The organism is Pseudomonas sp. Z5-35 (assembly GCF_051131945.1).
Classification (GTDB): Bacteria; Pseudomonadota; Gammaproteobacteria; order Pseudomonadales; family Pseudomonadaceae; genus Aquipseudomonas; species Aquipseudomonas marvdashtae.
Genome location: NZ_CP071640.1, coordinates 1,611,054 through 1,629,958 on the forward strand (window position 1 = coordinate 1,611,054; position 18,905 = coordinate 1,629,958).

22 protein-coding genes and 1 pseudogene are annotated in these 18,905 nt (G+C 54.9%); 11 read left to right on the forward strand and 12 right to left on the reverse strand.

From position 1 onward, the window contains the following. Positions 1-78: 78 nt before the first annotated feature. Positions 79-945: a carboxylate/amino acid/amine transporter gene (locus J3P95_RS07570; RefSeq protein WP_186636111.1), complete on the forward strand. Its 867-nt coding sequence runs from the start codon at positions 79-81 to the stop codon at positions 943-945. A gap of 13 nt (positions 946-958) precedes the next feature. Here J3P95_RS07570 and J3P95_RS07575 read toward each other — a convergent pair. Then, positions 959-1,567: pseudogene (locus tag J3P95_RS07575) on the reverse strand (mechanosensitive ion channel family protein); the annotation flags it as partial. A gap of 307 nt (positions 1,568-1,874) precedes the next feature. Continuing rightward, the gene (locus J3P95_RS07580; protein WP_434578025.1) at positions 1,875-2,336 is read right to left on the reverse strand and encodes a helix-turn-helix domain-containing protein; all 462 of its coding nucleotides are present in this window, start codon (positions 2,334-2,336) and stop codon (positions 1,875-1,877) included. 130 nt (positions 2,337-2,466) lie between these two features. Here J3P95_RS07580 and J3P95_RS07585 point away from each other — a divergent pair, with 130 nt between their 5' ends. The 3 genes from J3P95_RS07585 to J3P95_RS07595 all read left to right on the forward strand — a co-directional run bounded on the left by J3P95_RS07585 (position 2,467) and on the right by J3P95_RS07595 (position 4,179). Beyond that, positions 2,467-2,862 carry a DUF6957 family protein gene (locus J3P95_RS07585; RefSeq protein WP_434578023.1) on the forward strand — a complete coding sequence of 132 codons (396 nt, stop codon included), beginning with the start codon at positions 2,467-2,469 and terminating at the stop codon, positions 2,860-2,862. A gap of 590 nt (positions 2,863-3,452) precedes the next feature. Next, positions 3,453-3,836, forward strand: a complete 384-nt coding sequence (locus J3P95_RS07590; RefSeq protein ID WP_434578020.1) for a hypothetical protein — start codon at positions 3,453-3,455, stop codon at positions 3,834-3,836. 64 nt (positions 3,837-3,900) lie between these two features. Further along, entirely contained in the window at positions 3,901-4,179 is a 279-nt protein-coding gene (locus J3P95_RS07595) for a hypothetical protein (RefSeq protein WP_434578019.1), read from the forward strand. A gap of 502 nt (positions 4,180-4,681) precedes the next feature. On the opposite strand, the gene J3P95_RS07600 is transcribed toward J3P95_RS07595, so the two are convergent. The 4 genes from J3P95_RS07600 to J3P95_RS07615 all read right to left on the reverse strand — a co-directional run bounded on the left by J3P95_RS07600 (position 4,682) and on the right by J3P95_RS07615 (position 7,341). Next, on the reverse strand, positions 4,682-5,197 hold the full coding sequence (locus J3P95_RS07600; protein ID WP_434578017.1) for a hypothetical protein: 516 nt from the start codon (positions 5,195-5,197) through the stop codon (positions 4,682-4,684). Beyond that, positions 5,190-6,362 (reverse strand): DUF3800 domain-containing protein, encoded by a 1,173-nt coding sequence (locus J3P95_RS07605; protein WP_434578015.1) that lies wholly within the window; start codon positions 6,360-6,362, stop codon positions 5,190-5,192. The genes J3P95_RS07600 and J3P95_RS07605 overlap by 8 nt, the downstream gene beginning before the upstream one ends. Before the next feature lie 60 nt (positions 6,363-6,422). Next, entirely contained in the window at positions 6,423-6,791 is a 369-nt protein-coding gene (locus tag J3P95_RS07610; RefSeq protein ID WP_434626442.1) for a hypothetical protein, read from the reverse strand. 142 nt (positions 6,792-6,933) lie between these two features. Beyond that, a complete protein-coding gene (locus J3P95_RS07615; protein WP_434578011.1) occupies positions 6,934-7,341 on the reverse strand; it encodes a MerR family transcriptional regulator in 408 nt (135 codons plus the stop codon). A gap of 104 nt (positions 7,342-7,445) precedes the next feature. On the opposite strand from J3P95_RS07615, the gene J3P95_RS07620 reads away from it, so the two are divergent. From J3P95_RS07620 to J3P95_RS07635, 4 genes are all read left to right on the forward strand, one after another. Next, positions 7,446-7,880, forward strand: coding sequence for a disulfide bond formation protein B (locus tag J3P95_RS07620; RefSeq protein ID WP_434578009.1), 435 nt, complete (start codon positions 7,446-7,448; stop codon positions 7,878-7,880). Continuing rightward, a complete protein-coding gene (locus tag J3P95_RS07625; protein WP_434578007.1) occupies positions 7,877-8,521 on the forward strand; it encodes a DsbA family protein in 645 nt (214 codons plus the stop codon). Before J3P95_RS07620 ends, J3P95_RS07625 begins: the two co-directional genes overlap by 4 nt. Positions 8,522-9,054: 533 nt before the next feature. After that, positions 9,055-11,151, forward strand: coding sequence for a heavy metal translocating P-type ATPase (locus tag J3P95_RS07630; protein ID WP_434626652.1), 2,097 nt, complete (start codon positions 9,055-9,057; stop codon positions 11,149-11,151). 15 nt (positions 11,152-11,166) lie between these two features. Continuing rightward, entirely contained in the window at positions 11,167-11,508 is a 342-nt protein-coding gene (locus J3P95_RS07635; protein ID WP_434578005.1) for a DUF3703 domain-containing protein, read from the forward strand. Between the two features lie 78 nt (positions 11,509-11,586). On the opposite strand, the gene umuC is transcribed toward J3P95_RS07635, so the two are convergent. Next, positions 11,587-12,867, reverse strand: a complete 1,281-nt coding sequence (umuC, locus tag J3P95_RS07640; protein ID WP_434578003.1) for a translesion error-prone DNA polymerase V subunit UmuC — start codon at positions 12,865-12,867, stop codon at positions 11,587-11,589. Next, a complete protein-coding gene (locus J3P95_RS07645; RefSeq protein WP_434578001.1) occupies positions 12,854-13,285 on the reverse strand; it encodes a LexA family protein in 432 nt (143 codons plus the stop codon). Before J3P95_RS07645 ends, umuC begins: the two co-directional genes overlap by 14 nt. A 98-nt stretch (positions 13,286-13,383) precedes the next feature. Here J3P95_RS07645 and J3P95_RS07650 point away from each other — a divergent pair, with 98 nt between their 5' ends. Further along, entirely contained in the window at positions 13,384-14,094 is a 711-nt protein-coding gene (locus J3P95_RS07650; RefSeq protein WP_434577999.1) for an SOS response-associated peptidase family protein, read from the forward strand. An 84-nt stretch (positions 14,095-14,178) separates the two neighbouring features. Here the strand turns inward: J3P95_RS07650 and J3P95_RS07655 are convergent, their stop codons facing one another. From J3P95_RS07655 to J3P95_RS07670, 4 genes are all read right to left on the reverse strand, one after another. After that, a complete protein-coding gene (locus J3P95_RS07655; protein ID WP_434581271.1) occupies positions 14,179-14,511 on the reverse strand; it encodes a hypothetical protein in 333 nt (110 codons plus the stop codon). 228 nt (positions 14,512-14,739) lie between these two features. Next, positions 14,740-15,432, reverse strand: a complete 693-nt coding sequence (locus J3P95_RS07660) for a DUF421 domain-containing protein (protein WP_434577998.1) — start codon at positions 15,430-15,432, stop codon at positions 14,740-14,742. A gap of 154 nt (positions 15,433-15,586) precedes the next feature. Next, the gene (locus J3P95_RS07665; protein ID WP_434581269.1) at positions 15,587-15,793 is read right to left on the reverse strand and encodes a DUF6555 family protein; all 207 of its coding nucleotides are present in this window, start codon (positions 15,791-15,793) and stop codon (positions 15,587-15,589) included. Between the two features lie 183 nt (positions 15,794-15,976). Continuing rightward, on the reverse strand, positions 15,977-16,387 hold the full coding sequence (locus tag J3P95_RS07670; protein WP_434577996.1) for a response regulator: 411 nt from the start codon (positions 16,385-16,387) through the stop codon (positions 15,977-15,979). 415 nt (positions 16,388-16,802) lie between these two features. Here J3P95_RS07670 and J3P95_RS07675 point away from each other — a divergent pair, with 415 nt between their 5' ends. Further along, positions 16,803-17,813, forward strand: a complete 1,011-nt coding sequence (locus J3P95_RS07675) for a chemotaxis protein CheB (protein WP_434577995.1) — start codon at positions 16,803-16,805, stop codon at positions 17,811-17,813. A gap of 186 nt (positions 17,814-17,999) precedes the next feature. Next, on the forward strand, positions 18,000-18,839 hold the full coding sequence (locus J3P95_RS07680) for an alpha/beta fold hydrolase (protein WP_434577993.1): 840 nt from the start codon (positions 18,000-18,002) through the stop codon (positions 18,837-18,839). Positions 18,840-18,905: the final 66 nt, after the last annotated feature.

Here is an 18,905-nt window from a genome sequence, read left to right on the forward strand (position 1 = left end):
GGCTTTTTTTTGCCTGCGATCTCATGGCTCCCACTGTTCAAAACCGTTATCTTCGCCGCCATTCGAAACGAGGGCGGTATGGGCTATCTACTTTTTGTGACATTGATCCAGGCGTTTTCCTTCAGCCTGATCGGCGAATACCTGGCCGGCCACGTCGACAGTTATTTCGCGGTGCTGGTGCGGGTCGTGCTGGCGGGGCTGGTGTTCATTCCGTTGACGCGCTGGCGCCAGGTGGAACCGTCGTTCATGCGCGGCATGCTGTTGATCGGCGCCTTGCAGTTCGGCGTGACTTACGTTTGCCTGTACCTGAGTTTCCGAGTGCTGACGGTCCCAGAGGTATTGTTGTTCACCATTCTCACGCCGCTCCACGTGACCTTGATCGAAGATGCCCTCAACCGCCGCTTCAATCCCTGGGCGTTGATCGCGGCGCTGGTGGCCGTGGCCGGCGCGGCGGTGATTCGCTACGACCGGATCAACCCGGATTTCTTCATGGGGTTCTTGCTGCTGCAACTGGCCAACTTCACCTATGCGGCGGGGCAGGTGTTGTACAAGCACTTGGTAGCGCGGCATCCGAGTGACCTGCCGCACTACCGACGTTTCGGCTATTTCTACCTGGGCGCGCTGATGGTTGCGTTGCCGGCGTTCCTGCTGTTCGGCAAGGCGGATTTCTGGCCTGAAGCGCCGTTGCAGTGGGGCGTACTGGTATTCCTCGGGCTGGTTTCCACCGCGCTCGGTTTGTACTGGTGGAACAAAGGCGCTTGCCTGGTCAACGGCGGCACGCTGGCAGTGATGAACAACCTGCACGTGCCGGTGGGGCTGCTGGTGAACCTGTTGATCTGGAACCAGCACGAGGCGTTGGGGCGGTTGCTACTGGGCGGGTCGGTGATACTGGCGGCAGTGTGGATCAGTCGGTTGGGGGTTCGCCGACCTCAGCCTTCGCCCTGAATATCGTGGTGGTTCAGACCACCTGCTTCTCCGTCTCCGGCAGGTGGCTCGCCCCCAGCACCGCCGGCAGCAATCCTGAGCGCAAATCCGTGCCGCTGGGCTGCTGGTACAGGTTCAATCCAAACTCCGGCATCACCGCCAGCAGGTAGTCGAAAATATCCCCCTGGATGCGTTCGTAGTCGGCCCACACGGTGGTCCCAGTGAAGCAGTAGATTTCCAGCGGGATGCCTTGGGCGGTGGTCTGCAACTGCCGGACCATGCAGGTCATGTTCGGCTGGATCTCGGGGTGGCTTTTCAGATAGGCCAGGGCATAGGCACGAAAGGTACCCAGGTTGGTCATCCGCCGGCGGTTGGCCGACATCGCCGCGACGTTGCCCTGGGCTTCGTTCCAGGCCTTGAGTTCGGCCTGCTTGCGGCCGATGTAGTCGGTCAGCAGGTGCACCTGGGTCAGGCGCTGTTCCTCCTCGTCGTGGAGGAAGCGCACGCCGCTGGCGTCGATGAACAGGCTGCGCTTGATCCGCCGCCCGCCGGACTGCTGCATGCCGCGCCAGTTCTTGAACGACTCGGACATCAGGCGCCAGGTCGGGATCGAGACGATGGTCTTGTCGAAAATTGACACCCGTGAGAGGGCCCTAAAATGGACAATCGAAAATATTAAAAAACAAACACTTACAGACAATCGCATCTGTCCATCTTTTTCCATAAAAATGGACAGGGTCGGCAACATCTCACTGTTGATAGGGGAACGCTGCGGTTTTCGGAAAGCTGCTTCCCTGGGCAAATCCAGACCTTGCTGGCCCTTTCAGATCTACCTCGCTCCTGCCGCCTGAAAGCGTGAATTTTGGCACCAGCCTGGTTGGGCTGCTGATCCCCAATGCAAGATTCTCAGTTAGCTAATTGCCCCAGTTGATGCATTCGCCGCACCAGCCTTAATCTTTAAGCGTCTGATGCCACAACCGACGCAACGTCGATTCAGGCACCCCTAGATGTTTCGCTGCCTCACTCTGACTGAGCCCTTTCGCCTTCAGCTCTTGCACGGCCAACCATTTTCTCTTGGCTTCCAACATTCTAGACGGAGCCATAACTTGTGGTTCGGTTGGCAGAGGAGTGTCCGCTAGCCCTAGGGATTCAGCCTCAGCCAGCGCAGCCAGGAGAGCTTCCCGCACTGTGCACTTCTCATGGGAGGCAGCAGCGAGTGCCAGCAGAGTTATTGGCTCTACTTTCAGCGCTGAGGCAAGTCGGGCACTCATTTCGATGGTCGCTGAGCTTCTACCGAGCTCTAGCTCGCTCACGTGGGCTTGTGTTAACGAGCCCGCGAGTTTTGCTTGAGACAAGCCTTTCCGAGTGCGAAGCAGTTGAACTACTGCTGCATAAGATTTCCGCAGCGACATTTCACTATCCCAATAAAAAGAGACGGTATGTCGTATTTGCCTACCGCCACACAAACAGATATATTTGTCGTTGTGGCGGTATTACGCCTCAGCCGCTAATTATTGAATATTGACAGAGAGGGGTTGGGCCGTGGATGGGATCATCGAAGACGGTCTGTTGGGCGATCTCGGAGTCAGCCTGATGGGTTCTGAGCACGGTCTCGAGGCAGCGATGTATGCAGCCAGAAAGCGCTACAACTGGATGCCCCTCTGCGCCGTAGAAGAATGGACAATCCTCGACGCCATAGTCACCGACACCGAGCGAGCCAAAGTAGCTGCCGCAGGCTGCCAGCCAATGTTCATGTTTGCCCACAAAGTTGTGGACGACGAGCAGAGGCGTTTCGAGCCAGGCCATTGGGTGCGCTCAAGCATGGGCACCGCTTTCAAGGAAGGCTACCTATTCGAAACACGCAACACGGTCTACGTCTTGCTCGGGCCAGGCCATCGTAAGTCTGCTTCTATCGAAGCGATATTTTCCCTTTTCTGATTACCCACCGGTTCTGCTGGGCAACTGAAGTGCTCCAGCAGCTTGAGGCGACACATGTTCAGAACCTTAGACAACGACCTGATTGGCGTCCCAGGAATGTTCGGGGAGGGCGTGTCCCATTGGCGCGGAGTCTCAAGGCTGCTCCGAACACCTTGGTATCACTTGACCCTTAGCGTCGAAAACGAGGGTCGGCCCAGCGAGTGCGCGGTGATGATTGACGACACCCACCAGCTTCAGAAAATGTTGGTAAGCCAAGGTGCGGACTTAGCTATCACCGAGATTATGGCTGTGACGCCATCTTGGATGAATAAGTCCGGAGGTTGGCAGATGGAGCGGTTAACCAGAGTAACCGTAGGTGAGGACAGGTCTGGTTCTGAGGTTTGCTTGTTGGAAGTGGCTAAGGGGGCGGTGTATCACACCTCACACCAGCGAGACTTCAAGATTGAAGGGCTGGCCAACCTGAGGCCCGTCTTTCTCTCAAGCATGATTCGATCAGCCTGAAATTTACCAGTAATTCCCCACGATACCAGCGCGCCAGGTTCCGTGGCGAATTCTTGTTCACACCATACAGCCCCTACTGGAGCGCAGATATGCTCGACACGATAGATGTAAATTTCCACGGAAAGCGCCATACAGATTTCGACCTCTTGCGAATCATAAAAGCGCGAGAGCAGGGCTTCGACTTACCGGTTACCGCGTACCTATGTGGTGTATCCATAAGGGCGCGCGCAGGCATCGGTGTGGTGTTTGGCCACAAGCGGAAAGACCAGTACGGGCGGTTCGGAGACGGCCATTTGATCCGCACTTCTGACGTATTGAAAGTTGAGCGCGAAGGCAGATTCTGGGTTATGACGACGGAGAATAGCCGTTATGTATTAGCAACTTTTCAGCGCCAAAATGGCCGCGCCAGCTTGCGTGATTTTTTGCGTACCACTAATGGGCAGTACCATCCGACCCCTCGGATCTTGCAGTGATATTTCATCGGGAGGGAGGGAATGTCTCGGCCTACTGTTGTGACTTTGGGATCAAGGTGGCTTCATGCTCCTGAAGAAAGGCGAGGTCGTCTCCATTGCTTCCGGCGTCTTTGAGACCTACAGCCGGGATGGGCCGTTTGTAGCGACCCAAGATTTCGACCTTGGCGCATTCGTTGCCGAGACCGTATCTGCTGTTACGGAAACTTGGGATATCACCAAATTGCTTTGGGAGGTTCCTCGGATGCTAGTTGATCAAGGTCTCCTTGTAGAGCTACCTTGTCGACGAATTCACCTGGGGGCATTGGGTGACGTTGAGTTGACGGAAGAGAAGAAGGATTTGTGATTCTGCGTTTCTGATTAGCCGTCGAGGACTATTAGTGAATGCGGCTTTGGAGGTTAGGTCGGCGACCGACAGTTCATTGCGTGCCCCTCCTGGGACGGCTGTCGTGCACCAAGCCCCTACGAGTCTTGACCCTGGCGGGCTTCCATCCTCACGTCTACGGCCTAGCGGCCTGCGTGCTCCGCTTGCTTTCACTCGTAAAGTCATATGCCGAACCCTCTAGTGGCTGGTTCGGAAGCTAGTCTTACAGTCACTAACGGTTGCTTGCTGGCGCACAATGCTTTCGGTGAGATGCCAGCTGAGCAGTCATGGCGCAGGTCGCAGCTGGTGAGGACGTGAAGCCTTCCTCTCATCGTAGGCTGCATTCCGTCGCTCCGCTTAATGTGCCCATATAGGGTCATTAAGCCTAAAAATGGTGATTAACGTGCCGTATTAGGGACATTAACCTGGCTCGTCACACGGGACATATCCGCAGCACTCGGCGTCCAGACGGCGGTTAATACTCTTAGTCGCTAGGCTCATGACGAGCCCAGCGCAACGCAGCTATCGACATGAATTGCCTAATCGCCAGCGCTCCCCGTTCATTTCTGGATTTCGACCCTGGCAAGGTCAGCGCTGCCTCTACCTTGGCACGGCTCGCTTCGTACATTGCAAATGCGTTGAACTCTGAGTCAAGCAGCACCAAAAGCACACTATCGAAGGGTTGCCGTAGATCAATTGCGCCCATGCGGCCCGTAATCTTTAGCGGGTTCAAGATACAGCGGCCCTTGATCTGGATTCTCGCGATGCCATCTTCCAGCGTCTCTGTAGCGTCGTAACCGGCCTGCCTTGCAGGATGGAGTAGTAGACCGAGTTTCAAAGCAGCTTCGTACTCTGCCACCTCGCCGATCACGCCCAGCGGCTTGCCGGTCAGGCGATAGAATCTACGCGCGAGCACCTTGGCCTCTTTCAAGATCTCTAGGATTTCATTCTGGATCAATGCAGCCTGCTGAGGTTCGTTGCCATGACTGAGTTCAGTCATCTGCAAACGCCTCGAGCGCAGTGAGCAGCTTAGCAAGCTCAGTCAGGTTGGCTGCAGTCACGATGTCATATTCTCCTCGACTACTCAGCCGATACACCTCTCGAGCCTTTTTGACACGTTCCAGCAGAGGGACGACTATGCCTGACGCCCTTTCCAGAAACTCGTTGATGTCAGCCCGTGTCTGAGGAATTTTGTAGCCTTTGGCCGCGCTTGTGATGATCACGTCCGAATCGCGAAGCTTGGCGATGCCGCTGGAGCGGATCCTCTGGTCGTTGATATCTCCGAAGCCGCTATCTTTTAGGTGGCCGACTATTTCTGCGGTTGGCACGTAGTCTTTGGTGACGAGTTCGCTTTGGAATCTCAAGAACCGCAAGATGCTCAGCTGCAGTCGCTCATCTTCATTGGGGTGCTTACCAACGCGCTCGCTAAAACGATCAGCCTGGCGGAGAGCTTCTTGGTGTACCTGGTAGTCTGCATATCCAGGTTCATACGCCGGCGGCGGCAGAAGAGACTGGTACTTGGATGGCCACTCAAGCATTCCAAGCGTCAGGCTGCGGAGGATTTTCTTGTAGGCAAGAACTGCTTCTTCCGAAGCTTTCTCTTCGTAGATCTGAGCGACTGAACCAGCGAAGAAATCTGCAACCTGAACCAAAACGTTGTCCTTACTGGCCATCGTCTGGAAGGCATCTTTATCGCCAAATAGGTCGTCCACGAATCGTTCTGCAACGTAGCTTTTGAGGCTCTCTTGAAATTCCTGGCCACCATGCTCGTCTACGACCATCTGGAGGTCAGGGCATGCGCGGAACAAGCGTTCATAAAGCAACCCGTTCAGGTATTTTATGAACGAGGTCTTGATACGGAGGCCGCCGTCTTTGTGAATTCGGGACTTATCAACGACGGTGAAATAGAGCTTGAATGGCAGCTCGGCTAGCTCGTTTAGGATCCGGGCGCGGCGATCTGAATCCTTGGGTTTGAGATTGCTAGATTTGATCTCGCCTGTTTGAAAATGCCGCTTGCGGAGCGCTTCAGCTTGGGCATAAGCAGCCTCCAGGTCTTTCTCTGCCACTAGAATGGAGCACACGATGAAGAAGTCCGAGCTTCCAGCTTTCGACGTATCTAGGTCGGAATTCCCGGACTCATCCACGAAGGCATACGTTCTGTCCATGGCCGTACTCCATCAACAACTGGCTGAGCGCGGTAGATCGCCCAGTGCAAAGGGGCAATCTCAGTTCGTGGCGGTAGTTGTGCCTGGCGCAGGGCCTTCGCTGAACGTGTAGTTGATGACCACGTCATTACGGATCAAGACGTCGAGCGTTTTCTGAGTGCCAGTAGTCGTCACCTTCATGGTGACCACGTAGCTTTGGGCATGGGCTGAGCCGTTGGTGTAGGTGTAGATCCACTTCTCGTCAGTTTCGCTGACTGCGCTTTTGGCGTAAGGCTCACCGAATAGCGACTTCAACTCAGTAGTCGTGGTTTTGCCTTTGGTGATGCTCGCTACACTGGCCGAAGGAAAGTCCCGCCCTGCCGTGTAGTGCGACGTAGCGCAACCGCCGAGTGCGACACACATCCCCATGATTGCGATGAGCTTTTTCATATCCGTCCTTGATCGTAGAAAGCTCCAAATCTAGCTGGCATCGAGGCCAAAAGCCATCAGCATCTCGAAGCACTCTGCCAGTTTCGTCTATAACAACTAACGAGCTACCACTTTTAGCTCTTAGCGGCTGTCCTAGAGCTTATCAATCACGCTTCGACAGCGATTCAATAATGCGGCATTGCTCGATCACACCACCCTGGCAGCAACGATTGAGTCGCTGCAACTCCGTCTCAAGACCTTGCAAATCGCGAATACGCATTCGCACCTGCTCCAGTTGTCCTTCGACCTTTGCGTCTACCCCGGCGCAAGATGCATCTCGCCGATCAGCAAAACCTAGTAGTTCACGAATGTCGTCGAGGCTAAATCCTAGCGAGCGACTACGGCGAATGAATAACAGGCGGTCACGCTCGCCATCTGTGTAATAGCGATAGCCCGACGGCGATCTACCGGCAGAGGGTAGCAGGCCCAATTGTTCGTAATAACGGATGGTTACCGCTTTGGTATCGGTCGCTTTCGCCAAGGCACCGACTGTGTAAGTGGCCGCATTCATTTCGCTTGACCTTATAGTCGCTAGAACCTTCATTCTACTCACATCAGTCAATTAGCAAATCCATTCGTGCGTGCGCCTCGTCTATAAGAAAAGGATTTAACCCGATGCAAACCTCACCTCCACAACCCCAGGGCTGGGCATTACTACTTTGTGCCTGGCTGATTGCACTCGTTTCCACCATTACCGTGCTGTTCGTTGGCGAAGTCATGGGGCAGGAGCCCTGTGTACTTTGCTGGTTTCAGCGCGCTTTCATGTTTCCCCTGGTACTGGTGCTGGGTGTCGCTTGCTGTGTGTCGGACATAAGCGTCTGGCGTTACGCATTGCCTTTGGCCGTGATGGGGTGGTTGATCGCCCTGTATCACAACCTGCTTTATTTCGGGTTAGTCCCCGAAAGCATCAAACCTTGCGGTGCCGGCCCATCCTGCTCTGGTGCCGACATGACCATTCTCGGTAGCGTGCCGCTGCCCTTGTTATCGGTAGGTGTTTTCAGCCTCCTGATCATTCTTCTTGTTCTTATCCGCCGGAGATTCACCCAATGAGCCGACGCACACTCATCCTTGCCATCAGTGTCCTAGCCGTTATCGGCTTTGCGGTCGCTGCATTTTTTTATGATCGTGCCTCCTCGGTACCCCAAGCGACTGCACCGGTGCAGGAAAGCAGCGCACTGGTGCGTTTCAATTCGCCAAGCTTTGGCCCTGCCAAGGCACCGGTCACTATTGTCGAGTTCTTCGATCCGTCGTGTGAGAGTTGCCGCGCCTTCTATCCCATCGTGAAAAAAATGATGTCCCAGCACCCAGGCGATGTTCGCTTGGTGCTGCGTTATGTTCGTCTTCACGTGGGCTCTGAAGAGGCCATCCGCATCCTGGAAACTGCGCGCAAACAGGGCGTTTTTGTGCCGGTACTTGAAGCTGTGCTCGAGGCTCAACCGCAATGGCATGACGACGCTAAGGCTATGGCGGCTTGGGACGCAGCGGGCCAGGCGGGCCTGGACGTGACCAAAGCTCGCGAGGACATGATGTCTGCTGATATCACCGCGACCATTGAACGAGACGCTGCCGATGCGAAAAAGGTAGGCGTAAGCGGCACCCCGACCTTCTTCGTCAACGGTAAACCGCTGACCAACTTCGGCGCTCAGCCACTTTATGACTTGATCTGGAGCGAGATCAACCAGTCGCGCTAAACGAGATTGGTTTGTTGAATACGGGTCAACGATCTTCAGATTCGCTTGACTCTATAGTGGCTATAGGGTTTTAACTCTTCGCCATATCTGCTGGGAGTGTCCTCATGAAAAGCTGTTGCGGTGACAAACAAGCACCTGAAACACAGACCATCGTCGAAGTGTTTGATCCGTCCGCAGGCTCGGATTGTTGTGCCCCTGCTGCAACGCCCTGCGATCCAGGTGCAGCGAAAGCTCAGCCCGCTGACAGTTGTTGTGCCCCGAAGTCCTCAGGCGCGAATCTAGAACCGTCCAGGGCAAAAGACGCCGGTTGCTGCGCGCCTGCTTCGGACGGCGGCAGATCATGCGGCACTGCTCCAACTGCGCCGTCCACCCTGTATACGCTGGCCGAACCAAGCAAACCTGCCGCTGCGCTCGACAACGATCTTTTTACCGAAGTGTCCTGTGCACCATCAGAGCCGAAGGCTTTAGCGCCAGAAGTTCTCCAAACGGGTTCCAGCAGCGGGGCTCGCTTCAGCAGCTTCCGCATCGGACAGATGTGCTGCCCCTCCGAGCAGACCATGATCGAGGGCAAGCTTGCTCGAATGAGTGGAATACAAAAACTCGAATTCAACATGATGAACCGCACAATGGGTGTGTGGCACGAGTTACCGGATACCTTGGGCATCGAAGCAGCGGTGCTGTCGCTGGGTATGAACGCGGAGCCATTGACGGCTGAGAACAAGGCGCCTGACGCCAATGCGGCGAAAACAGAGTCGCAAGCTAAACCCGATCATAAAAGTAGTTGGTGGCCGTTGGCGCTGTCTGGTATTGCGGCGGCAGGCGCGGAAGTATTGCATTTCACCCAATCGGCCCCGGAGTGGGTGGTTGCTGTCGTAGCCTTGTTTGCCATCGCCCTCTGTGGCCCTACGACCTATAAAAAAGGCTGGATTGCACTTAAACACCTGAATCTGAACATCAATGCCTTGATGAGTATTGCAGTGACTGGCGCTGTATTGATCGGTCAGTGGCCAGAAGCGGCGATGGTCATGGTGCTGTTCACCATCGCGGAGATGGTCGAGGCGAAGTCGCTGGATCGTGCACGTAACGCCATCAAAGGGATGCTGGATCTGACCCCCGAACGCGCGACTGTCCGCCAATCCGACGGCTCCTGGCTGGAAGTCGATGTGAAGACGGTCAGGGTCGGAGCGCTGGTTAGGGTGCGTCCTGGTGAGCGTATCGGCCTGGATGGTGATGTAGCCTCAGGTTCATCTACCGTCAACCAGGCCCCCATCACCGGTGAGAGCCTGCCTATCGAAAAGTCCATTGATGATCCGGTGTATGCCGGCTCCATCAATGAGTCGGGCTCCTTCGAATACCGTGTAACCGCTGAGGCCAATAACACGACGCTTGCCCGAATCATCCACGCCGTGGAAGAGGCTCAAAGCTCGCGGGCACCCACCCAGCGATTCGTCGATAAGTTCGCCAAGGTTTATACGCCAGGGGTGTTCTTCTTCGCCTTGGCCGTTGCGGTGTTGCCGCCCTTGTTCATGGCTGGGGTATGGACGGACTGGATTTATCGCGCTTTGGTGCTGCTGGTTGTTGCCTGCCCCTGCGCACTGGTCATTTCCACGCCCGTATCCATCGTTAGCGGGCTGGCGGCAGCGGCTCGAAAAGGCATTCTAGTCAAGGGTGGTGTCTACCTGGAGATTGGCGCCAAGCTGAGCTTTGTCGCGCTGGATAAAACCGGAACCATCACCCACGGCAAGCCGGTTCAGACCGACTACCTGCCCCTGACCGAGACTTCAGATGTGGCGCCACAATTGCTTGCCGCCAGTCTGGGGGCTCGTTCGGATCACCCGGTCTCGCAGGCAATCGCCAGGCATGAGGGGCTGGGAGCCTCCACGCTCAAACAGGTAGAGAGCTTTGAGGCTATTCCCGGTCGTGGGGTAAAGGGCTCGATCAACGGACAGCTTTATTATCTTGGAAACCACCGTTTGATCGGAGAGCTGGGGCTGGGTACACCACAGCTGAACGAGTCTCTGAGTCGAATGGAGCGTCAAGGTAAAACGGTCGTGGCGTTGACCAGTTCTACGCAGGTATTTGCACTGTTTGCCGTCGCCGATACCGTAAAGGATTCAAGCCAGCTCGCAATCAAGGAACTGCACGGGCTGGGCATCAAGACCATGATGCTGACAGGTGACAATGCACACACGGCTGAAGCCATCGCCCAGCGTGTTGGAATTGATGAGCCGCGAGGAAACCTGCTGCCTGCCGACAAGCTGGCGGCCATTGGTGAGCTGCAAAGCCGCAACCACGTGGTGGGGATGGTCGGTGATGGAATAAACGATGCACCGGCACTGGCGAAGTCACAGATCGGTTTCGCCATGGCTGCCGCTGGTACCGGAACCGCCATCGAAACGGCTGACGTTGCGCTGATGGATGATGACTTGCGCAAGATCCCGGCCTTTGTACGTCTGTCACGGCAGACCGCGTTGATCCTCAAACAAAATATCGTGTTCGCCCTTGGCATTAAGGCCGTATTTCTGGTGTTCACCTTGATGGGATTGGCCACCATGTGGATGGCTGTATTTGCCGACGTTGGGGTCAGCTTGCTGGTGGTTCTCAATGGCCTCCGACTGCTGAAGAGATAGAGTTGCGAGGTCGGCATGAAAGAGACTTTGCGTAGCGCCATAATCAAAGCCTTTAATGAGGCTGGGCTCGCTGTACGGGCTAGTGACATTCAGGCTGCCTACCGCTGGTTGGAGCGGGCGCACATCCTTACTCAGCGTATGCCACTGGCTCATGCGAAATCTCACTGGCTCATGCTGAAAATGGGGGTACTGACAAAGGACTGGCGAGAGGTGGTGGGTCAGCTTCCGCGTATCATTGCGGCATTGTTGTTTTCCAGAGTTTGGGTGCCAGCAGGCAATACGGGGAGAGCACGAGTCAATGCCTTGTCTGTGATGCCGCTTTCCGCCGACTTGGAAGAACTGCTGCGCGAAGACTAAAGGAATGGCCGCTTTTGGGCGTAAGTAGTCGGCATAGGAGGCGCATTTTTTAAGCTGCAGATGCCGAACGCGTCCTCGCTAGCGGGCTTTCACCGTCCACAACTGATCAAGCTTCGTCGTATAGCTCTGACTCATCAGCTCCCGACGCATTGCCCAACCAGGGGCGACAGGCACGCTGGCTAAACGCAACACTCCCTTTCCCCAGCGGCCATTAATCTCGTCCAGCACGCCCATCACCTTATCCGCCATTACCGGCTGAGATTGTGCGAACAGGTCATCGGTGAATTCGCCAGGCTGTCGCAGATCCATCAGCAATACTTCGGCTTTGCTGTATTTGAAGCCAGGTCGGAACAAACGGTTAACCGCTTCGGTTGCTGCCTTGGTCATGAGCCGCACGTCGTTGGTTGGGTGCGGCAATTCCACCAGGGCGCCATTCGCATATTTCGCTTCCTGGGGATTGAACATGCCGGTTCTAACGCTCACGCGGATTTTCTTGCATAGCGAGTTTTGTGCTCGGAGCTTTTCCGCCGCGCGTTGTGTGTAGGTAGCGACAGCTTCCTTGATGGACTCAATCTCGGTGAGCCGCGTGCCGAACATCCTGCTACAGCAAATCTCCTGCTTCGGCGGGTCAGCTTCGCCCAGTTCGAGACATGAAGTGCCGGCGAGTTCGCGAGCCGTCTTTTCGATCACCACGCTGAATTTCTGGCGAAGCACCCAGGGGTCGGCTTTTGCCAAGTCCATCGCGGTCTTGATGCCCATCGTTTCCAGGTGAGCCTTCATGCGTCTGCCGATGCCCCAGACCTCGCCGACATCCGTATTGCGCAACGTCCAGTCCCGTTTGAACGGATCACAGAGATCCACTACACCACCGGTAATATCCAATAACCGCTTTGCTGTATGGTTCGCCAGCTTGGCCAAGGTCTTGGTGTGAGCGATGCCTACGCTGACTGGGATGCCCGTGCGCTTGAAAAGCACGGATCGCATTCTTCGGCCAAAGTCAGATAAATCACCCTGTATGCCAGTCAGATCGGCAAACGCTTCGTCAATGCTGTAGACCTCAAGCGCTGGCACCATCGATTCGATGATAGTCATGACGCGCTCGCTCATGTCGCCGTATAGCGCGTAGTTACTGCTGAACGCTACAACACCATGCCGGCGGAGATGGTCTTTGATCTGGAAGTACGGCTGACCCATTTTCACGAAAGGCTTTGCATCGTAGCTACGCGCAATCACACAGCCGTCGTTGTTGGACAGCACCACGATAGGTGTCTTAGCGAGGTCGGGTCTAAAGACTCGCTCGCAGCTTGCGTAAAACGAGTTGCAGTCAATCAGGGCGAAGACAGGTTCAGGTGTTGTCATGATCGCGGACGCTGTATTTCACTACACCCCAAATCATGAGTTCGTCGCCTTCCATCACGTGCCTTGCCGGATACTTGGGATTTTCCGACAGAAGTATTACTGCGTTGTCGCGCAAATGCAGACGCTTGAGCAATGGCTCAGAGTTAAGGGCAGCTATGACGATGTCCCCACTGATCGGATCTATGCTTCGATCAACCACCACCATATCCCCCGAATAGATCCCCGCGCCCTGCATGCTGTCGCCATCAATCCTCACGAGGTAGACGTGGGGAGCTCGTATATCGAAGAGCTCATCTAGAGAAATGTGCTTTTCGATGTGATCAGCAGCGGGCGAAGGGAAGCCTGCAGGCACCTTGAATGAGTACAGAGGCAGCTTCTCGCCGCCGGTAGCCAGCGGGCCCAGAATGGTGATGCTCATGATGCAAACCTTAGAGTGGAAACTGTATATGTATACAGTTAACGATTTGGTTCGCTTGCGGTCAATCTCATAAGCACGACAATTCGACGGGTGACAGCATGTGCGGACGCTACTCGATCTACGAATCGATGGATCACTACCTCAAGGAGCTTGCGCCAAAGCAGCTAGTGATCAATGGCTATGACCTTTGGCCCATTGAGCGATACAACGTCGCGCCGGCGACGCGGGTAGAGATCATTCGGCCAGGGGGAGAGGGGTTGAGTGTCGACAAGGTCAAATGGGGATGGTCGCCCTTCTGGGCGAAGGGTAAGCGTCCCGACCCGATAAACGCCAGAGTCGAGACCGTCATCACCGGTAAGTTTTTCAATCAGCTCTGGCCAAACGGACGCGTGCTTGCTCCGGCGAATGGCTGGTTCGAATGGGTAAAGGACGAAGAAGATCCGAAGAAAAAGCAGCCGTATTTCATTACTCTGAAAGAGCAAATTCCGATGTTCTTCGCAGGGCTGGCCGAGGTGCGCGAAGGTATGGAGCCGGATGATCGCGACGGCTTTGTCATCATTACCGCCGCGAGTGATGAAGGCATGGTCGATATCCACGACCGCAAGCCCTTAGTCTTATCGCCGGAGCATGCGCGTGAATGGATCGACCCGGATACCTCACCTGAGCGAGCTCGTGAACTAGCGATGGAGCAATGCAGGCCCGCTACAGATTTTCATTGGTACAAGGTTGGTAAGGATGTCGGAAATGTTCGGAATCAGGGCTCGCATCTGATTCAGCCGCTTTCCTTGGCCTCTGATGTCGATGATTGAGCAGACGCGACACCGTAGCCCTGCAGAGGCCTCACGTTCTGTATAGGCACATCGACAGCTACCTCATTAGCCCAGCCGCGTTTGTTACATCGATTTAACCGATACCACTTCCACGTACCTGTACTTCTGCCTGGCAGCCCTCACAGCATCTTGCTCAGCAAGCAACGAACTCAGCGTGTCGGCCTCATGGATCAGCTCGTGCATCGTCCCCTCGAATTCGTTTCCAACCCGAAGCGTGACCCTGAGCCTAGGCGTGAACGGTTTCGCCGGCTTCTTCTTGGCTGCAGATACAGCTATCGGCTTGGTGATGACGACTTCTGCCACAGGTTCCGGTGCTGGAGGTGCAAGAACCTCTTCGGGCTTAGCCGTACCGAACAAAGCTCGGCGCATTTCTTCTTCAGTGAAATCAGCTTTCATAAAACGTCTCGATGGAGCAGCAATTAGCTCAAGTTTAGGAAGGCTTACATCAGGATGGGCTATGGAGCGGAAGGAGATTTCGCTTGCCCAGGTCAATTTCAAGACAAGACCCCCTCCAGGCTCGCGAAAGTTGCCCCTTAGACAGTAATGTAATGAGCCCGTCCGCTGGGTCACTGGCGTACCGGGCGTACAGCATCACTGTGCCCGGTAGCCCAACCGAGGGCGTCGTCACCGACAGCGCGGTGTTGTGAGCGCAATTGACCAGATGTCATGACTACACCGAGAACAATCAGCCCGCTGGGCCTCCGCAATTTGCTGAGAGAAACCGCAATTTACGCAGCAATACAGAGCCGACGCAGGCGCAGTTTCAAACTCGGCACGATGCTCTAATGGTAGGACGGACAGCCCAGGGCGCAAATCTTTTTGTTCGAAAAAATAAAGGCTGATGTCGCCGTCGGTCTCAACGAGACCGAGCCTTACTTGTCCGAGATGTTCCACCCCTTGCTGTCGTAACTCCATCAACAATTCGTTGGATGAGATGTTCAGCGTTTCTAAAGACTTGAGCTCATAGAGACCGTCACGGATGACGGTTACCGGAAGCCCATCCATCCAGGCTTCGAATCTTTTGCTCTTGGTCATCACTAAGACAGTAAGCCGGTAGAGAAGCAGGAGCGTGAGAAATACTACGGCGACCGGCAGCAGCGGAACGTCATGGTAGAAGGACACATCTCCTGCGGCGGAGCCCAATGTCAAAATCACGACCAGCTCAAAAAGTGAAAGCTGTCTGATCCCTCGTCGACCGCTGGATTTCAAAAAAAGAAACACTGCGAGAAAAGCGAAGGTGGCCCGGAAACCCACCTCCAGCAAAAACGTTAAGGGAAATTCGTCTATGAGCATCCGCTGGATATCAAAAGGCGACATCGTGACCTCGATTTTATTGTGAGAATAGTCGACGGATCGATTCAACATTTGATTCCAAAAGCTGGTACCAGAGTATTCAGCGGGGAATCGAACTTTGCGGTGGGGCTGCGACGCGTAGCGGCTTTATCAAAGGCTCGCGCCATATCACGCGCTGCTACGTTGAGCTGGCTCGCCAGGTGACATCGGTAATGCCGTATTTTTCGGCTTGAGATTTGGACACCATCTTCAGTGGCGGGCGTCCATGCCTGGGAATGGGGGCTGCGCCCGCATCGCAACTAGCCCAGTGCCAGGCATCAGCGTTTTGCATCGCTTTGCTACGGATGATGAAGGACTTCGGCACACCATGAAGCTTGTAGTTGATGACGAATAGATTGTTTCCATGACTTACTCCGTCTGCTCATTGTTAACGGAGTCATCGGGCGCGGAAAAATTCAAAAAATTCAGGGACTTCAGCTCCGAATTGGCTTCATGAGCAGTAGTGTTGCAGACCTAGCGGGCTGAGCACCAACCATGTCCTGCCTAGCCTTACGATTTCGAGCCTGGTTCAGCGTTTGCTAATCGGTTTATCGGGCTGCAAAAGCTCCGCCACTGCCGTCACCAATTCATCAAGTGACCAAGGTTTGTGCAGGTAAATAGTTTGAGCTGGCACTTCGGTGCTCTCGATCAGATAACCCGAGGTAAGTATCGCAGCGATGTGAGGCCACCTGCCTTTGACCATCTCTATGAACTCGATGCCTTGGACTTGTCCGGGGACGCCATAATCGGCAATCACTATGGCGCATTGACCATGTGCTCCGAGCAGGTAGGTTAAGGCATCATCCGCCGTAGCGAACGAGACAGTCCTAGCGCCAATCTCATCCATGATATCGGTCATGAGCGACTGCAGAGTTGGGTCGTCCTCAATCACGATGACCTCGCCGCGAATCGGCAGCAATCCTTCCCAATTTACGTTCAAACAATCCTCCTCTCAAAGCCGACCAAACAAACGGAACGGTTGCATGAGTGTAAGCATAAATAGCGGGTGTGCGGTGGAAGCGCTTGGAGCACACGGGACACTCGACTCAGGTCGTGCCCCTACAGACGTCCTCGCAGCGTATTGAACGAGAGCTTGGCGCCGCGATTTTCTAGTCGCCTGAGTGGGCACCGAATTCAGATCCAATTGTGCGCCTAGGGCTAAGGATGCTGCTCAGCAATCCCATGATCTAGATCAAGCAGTGCGCATTTTTTCGAACCTTCCCCCCGAGGTATCTATCGAAACTATGAAGCCGGTCAACGCATCATCGAGACACAGACAAGCACTCATTCGCAAAGTAGCTGGGGCAGTTGAGTCAAATTGGAGCATGCAACAGCTAGCAACCTAGGATTGATTCATGCAGCAAGAAAGCCACAACCACCAAGTCATCGTCATCGGTACTTCCAGCGGCGGTCTCGCTGCATTGCGTGAGTTTTTTGCCGAGCTTCCGTCTGATTTAAATGCGGCTGTCTTTGTCACGATGCACATCGGAGACCAACCTAGTGCTCTCCCTAACCTTCTTGCCCAAACGAGCCCATTGCCCGTCGCCTTCGCTGTGAATGAAGAACAGGTACAGACGGGTCGTGTATACATAGCGCCTCCGGACAAACATCTGCTTGTTAAAAAAGAAGCTATTCAGATCACTCGAAGCGCAAAGGAAAACCACTCGCGGCCTGCGATTGATCCGATGTTTAGATCGGCTGCCATTAGCTATGGAAGCAATGCCATAGGGGTATTGTTGACCGGAGAGCTTGATGACGGTGTAGTTGGGCTTCAGGCGATAAAGGCCTATGGCGGACTGGCTTTCGTACAAGATCCTAAGACTGCCGAAGCGCCTTCAATGCCGACGAACGCTCTGCGTCATGTGGTTGTGGACGGATGCCTGCCGGTCGCTGAGTTGAGTGAGAGGCTCGTACAGGTCATCAATCAACGCACAGCGGAGGCCACGGCGCCTTCTGAGTCAAAACGTATCGAGCCATTCGCTACGGAAAATGACCTGACTGAGAATTCCAGCAAGGGTGGCCTTTATGCGCTGAATGAGATCGGCCAAGTCGCAGGCCTGTCTTGTCCTGAATGCGGAGGCGCTCTGTGGGAGGTGAACGCTTCCTCTCTACGGTTTCGCTGCCATACAGGCCATGCCTATACCGCCGCCGCATTATTTCATGGGCAGGATGAAACGACTGAGGAAGCACTCTGGGTGGCCATTAGAGCCTTGCATGAAAAACAATTGCTCCTTGGTCGCCTCATGCAGAGCAGCAAAGATGGCGGGCGCATCGGTGCGTTACCAGAATATGAGCTTGCAAGTGAGGGACTCGAAAGCCACAAGGCGACTCTCCAAGCATTGGTTTCATCGTTACGTGCCGGTTGAACACGCGCCGAATCGGGTTGCGCCGTCCAGTAACGCGTGCGGCTCCGGTAAGGATGTCCACAAGATAATTTGAGGCTCTATCAGGCTGTCTATGGCCGGAAAAAACCGAGTTGTTATGAGGACTGCCTGTGCTAGAGCGCCTATAACAGCTCATCTACACGGCTTCACGAGTGAGGGAGGTAGCCCATGCCTAGCCGAATGATGACCGTTAAAGACTTGCAGGTGAATGTTTCAATCGCCGGGCAAGGCCCTCCGTTAATTCTACTCAATGGTCTGGGAGGTTTGATCAAAACCTTCGATGCTTTGCGCAACGAACTAGGCGACTACACAACGATCACGTTGGACGTGCCTGGTGTCGGCAAATCGCAGATGCCCCGCTGGCCGATGCGTTTGCCAAGTCATGCCGATCTGATCGCCGAAATGCTCAAGCAACTGAGCATCGACCATGTTGACGTATTCGGCGTGAGCTGGGGCGGGGCATTGGCGCAAGAGTTGGCTCTTCGTCATCCCACCATGGTACGAAGGCTGATCCTAGCGGCGACCTCTGCGGGCCCGGTGCTACTGGTAAAGCCCGCCGACATCTTGGAATTTTTTAGAGGGAACGCAGGCGACAAACAGCCCGCACGAGATGGTTCAGCCAATTCGACACAGGCCCTGCTGCGTTTCGGTGTTGTGAAGCGAATGCTCACCGTACGCCCGCGAACCTATCATCACCAGCTAGCCGCTTTGGTAGGCTGGACAAGTCTGCTGCGGTTATTCCGCCTGCGCTCGCGCACGCTTATTCTGATCGGCGACCGTGACACCCTGGTACAGCCTTATAACGCGCATATCCTGCGACGCTCAATTCCACAAGCCGAACTGCGCGTGCTCAAGGGCGAGGGGCATTTTTTCGTAGTGACCAGTGCCAGGCGAACTGCTGTTTTGATACGCGACTTTCTTTACCGGGAACAGAACGGTGAAGGCTCAGCGCCGGAGATTGCTAACCGCGCCGGTAAGCAACGCTTGCAGCGAGCCAAGACTGTTTAACCTTTGCCATGCTAAAGCTCTTCCTGCTGTGTAGCGGCTACAGCTCCTGCTTCGGGCATTTCCCCC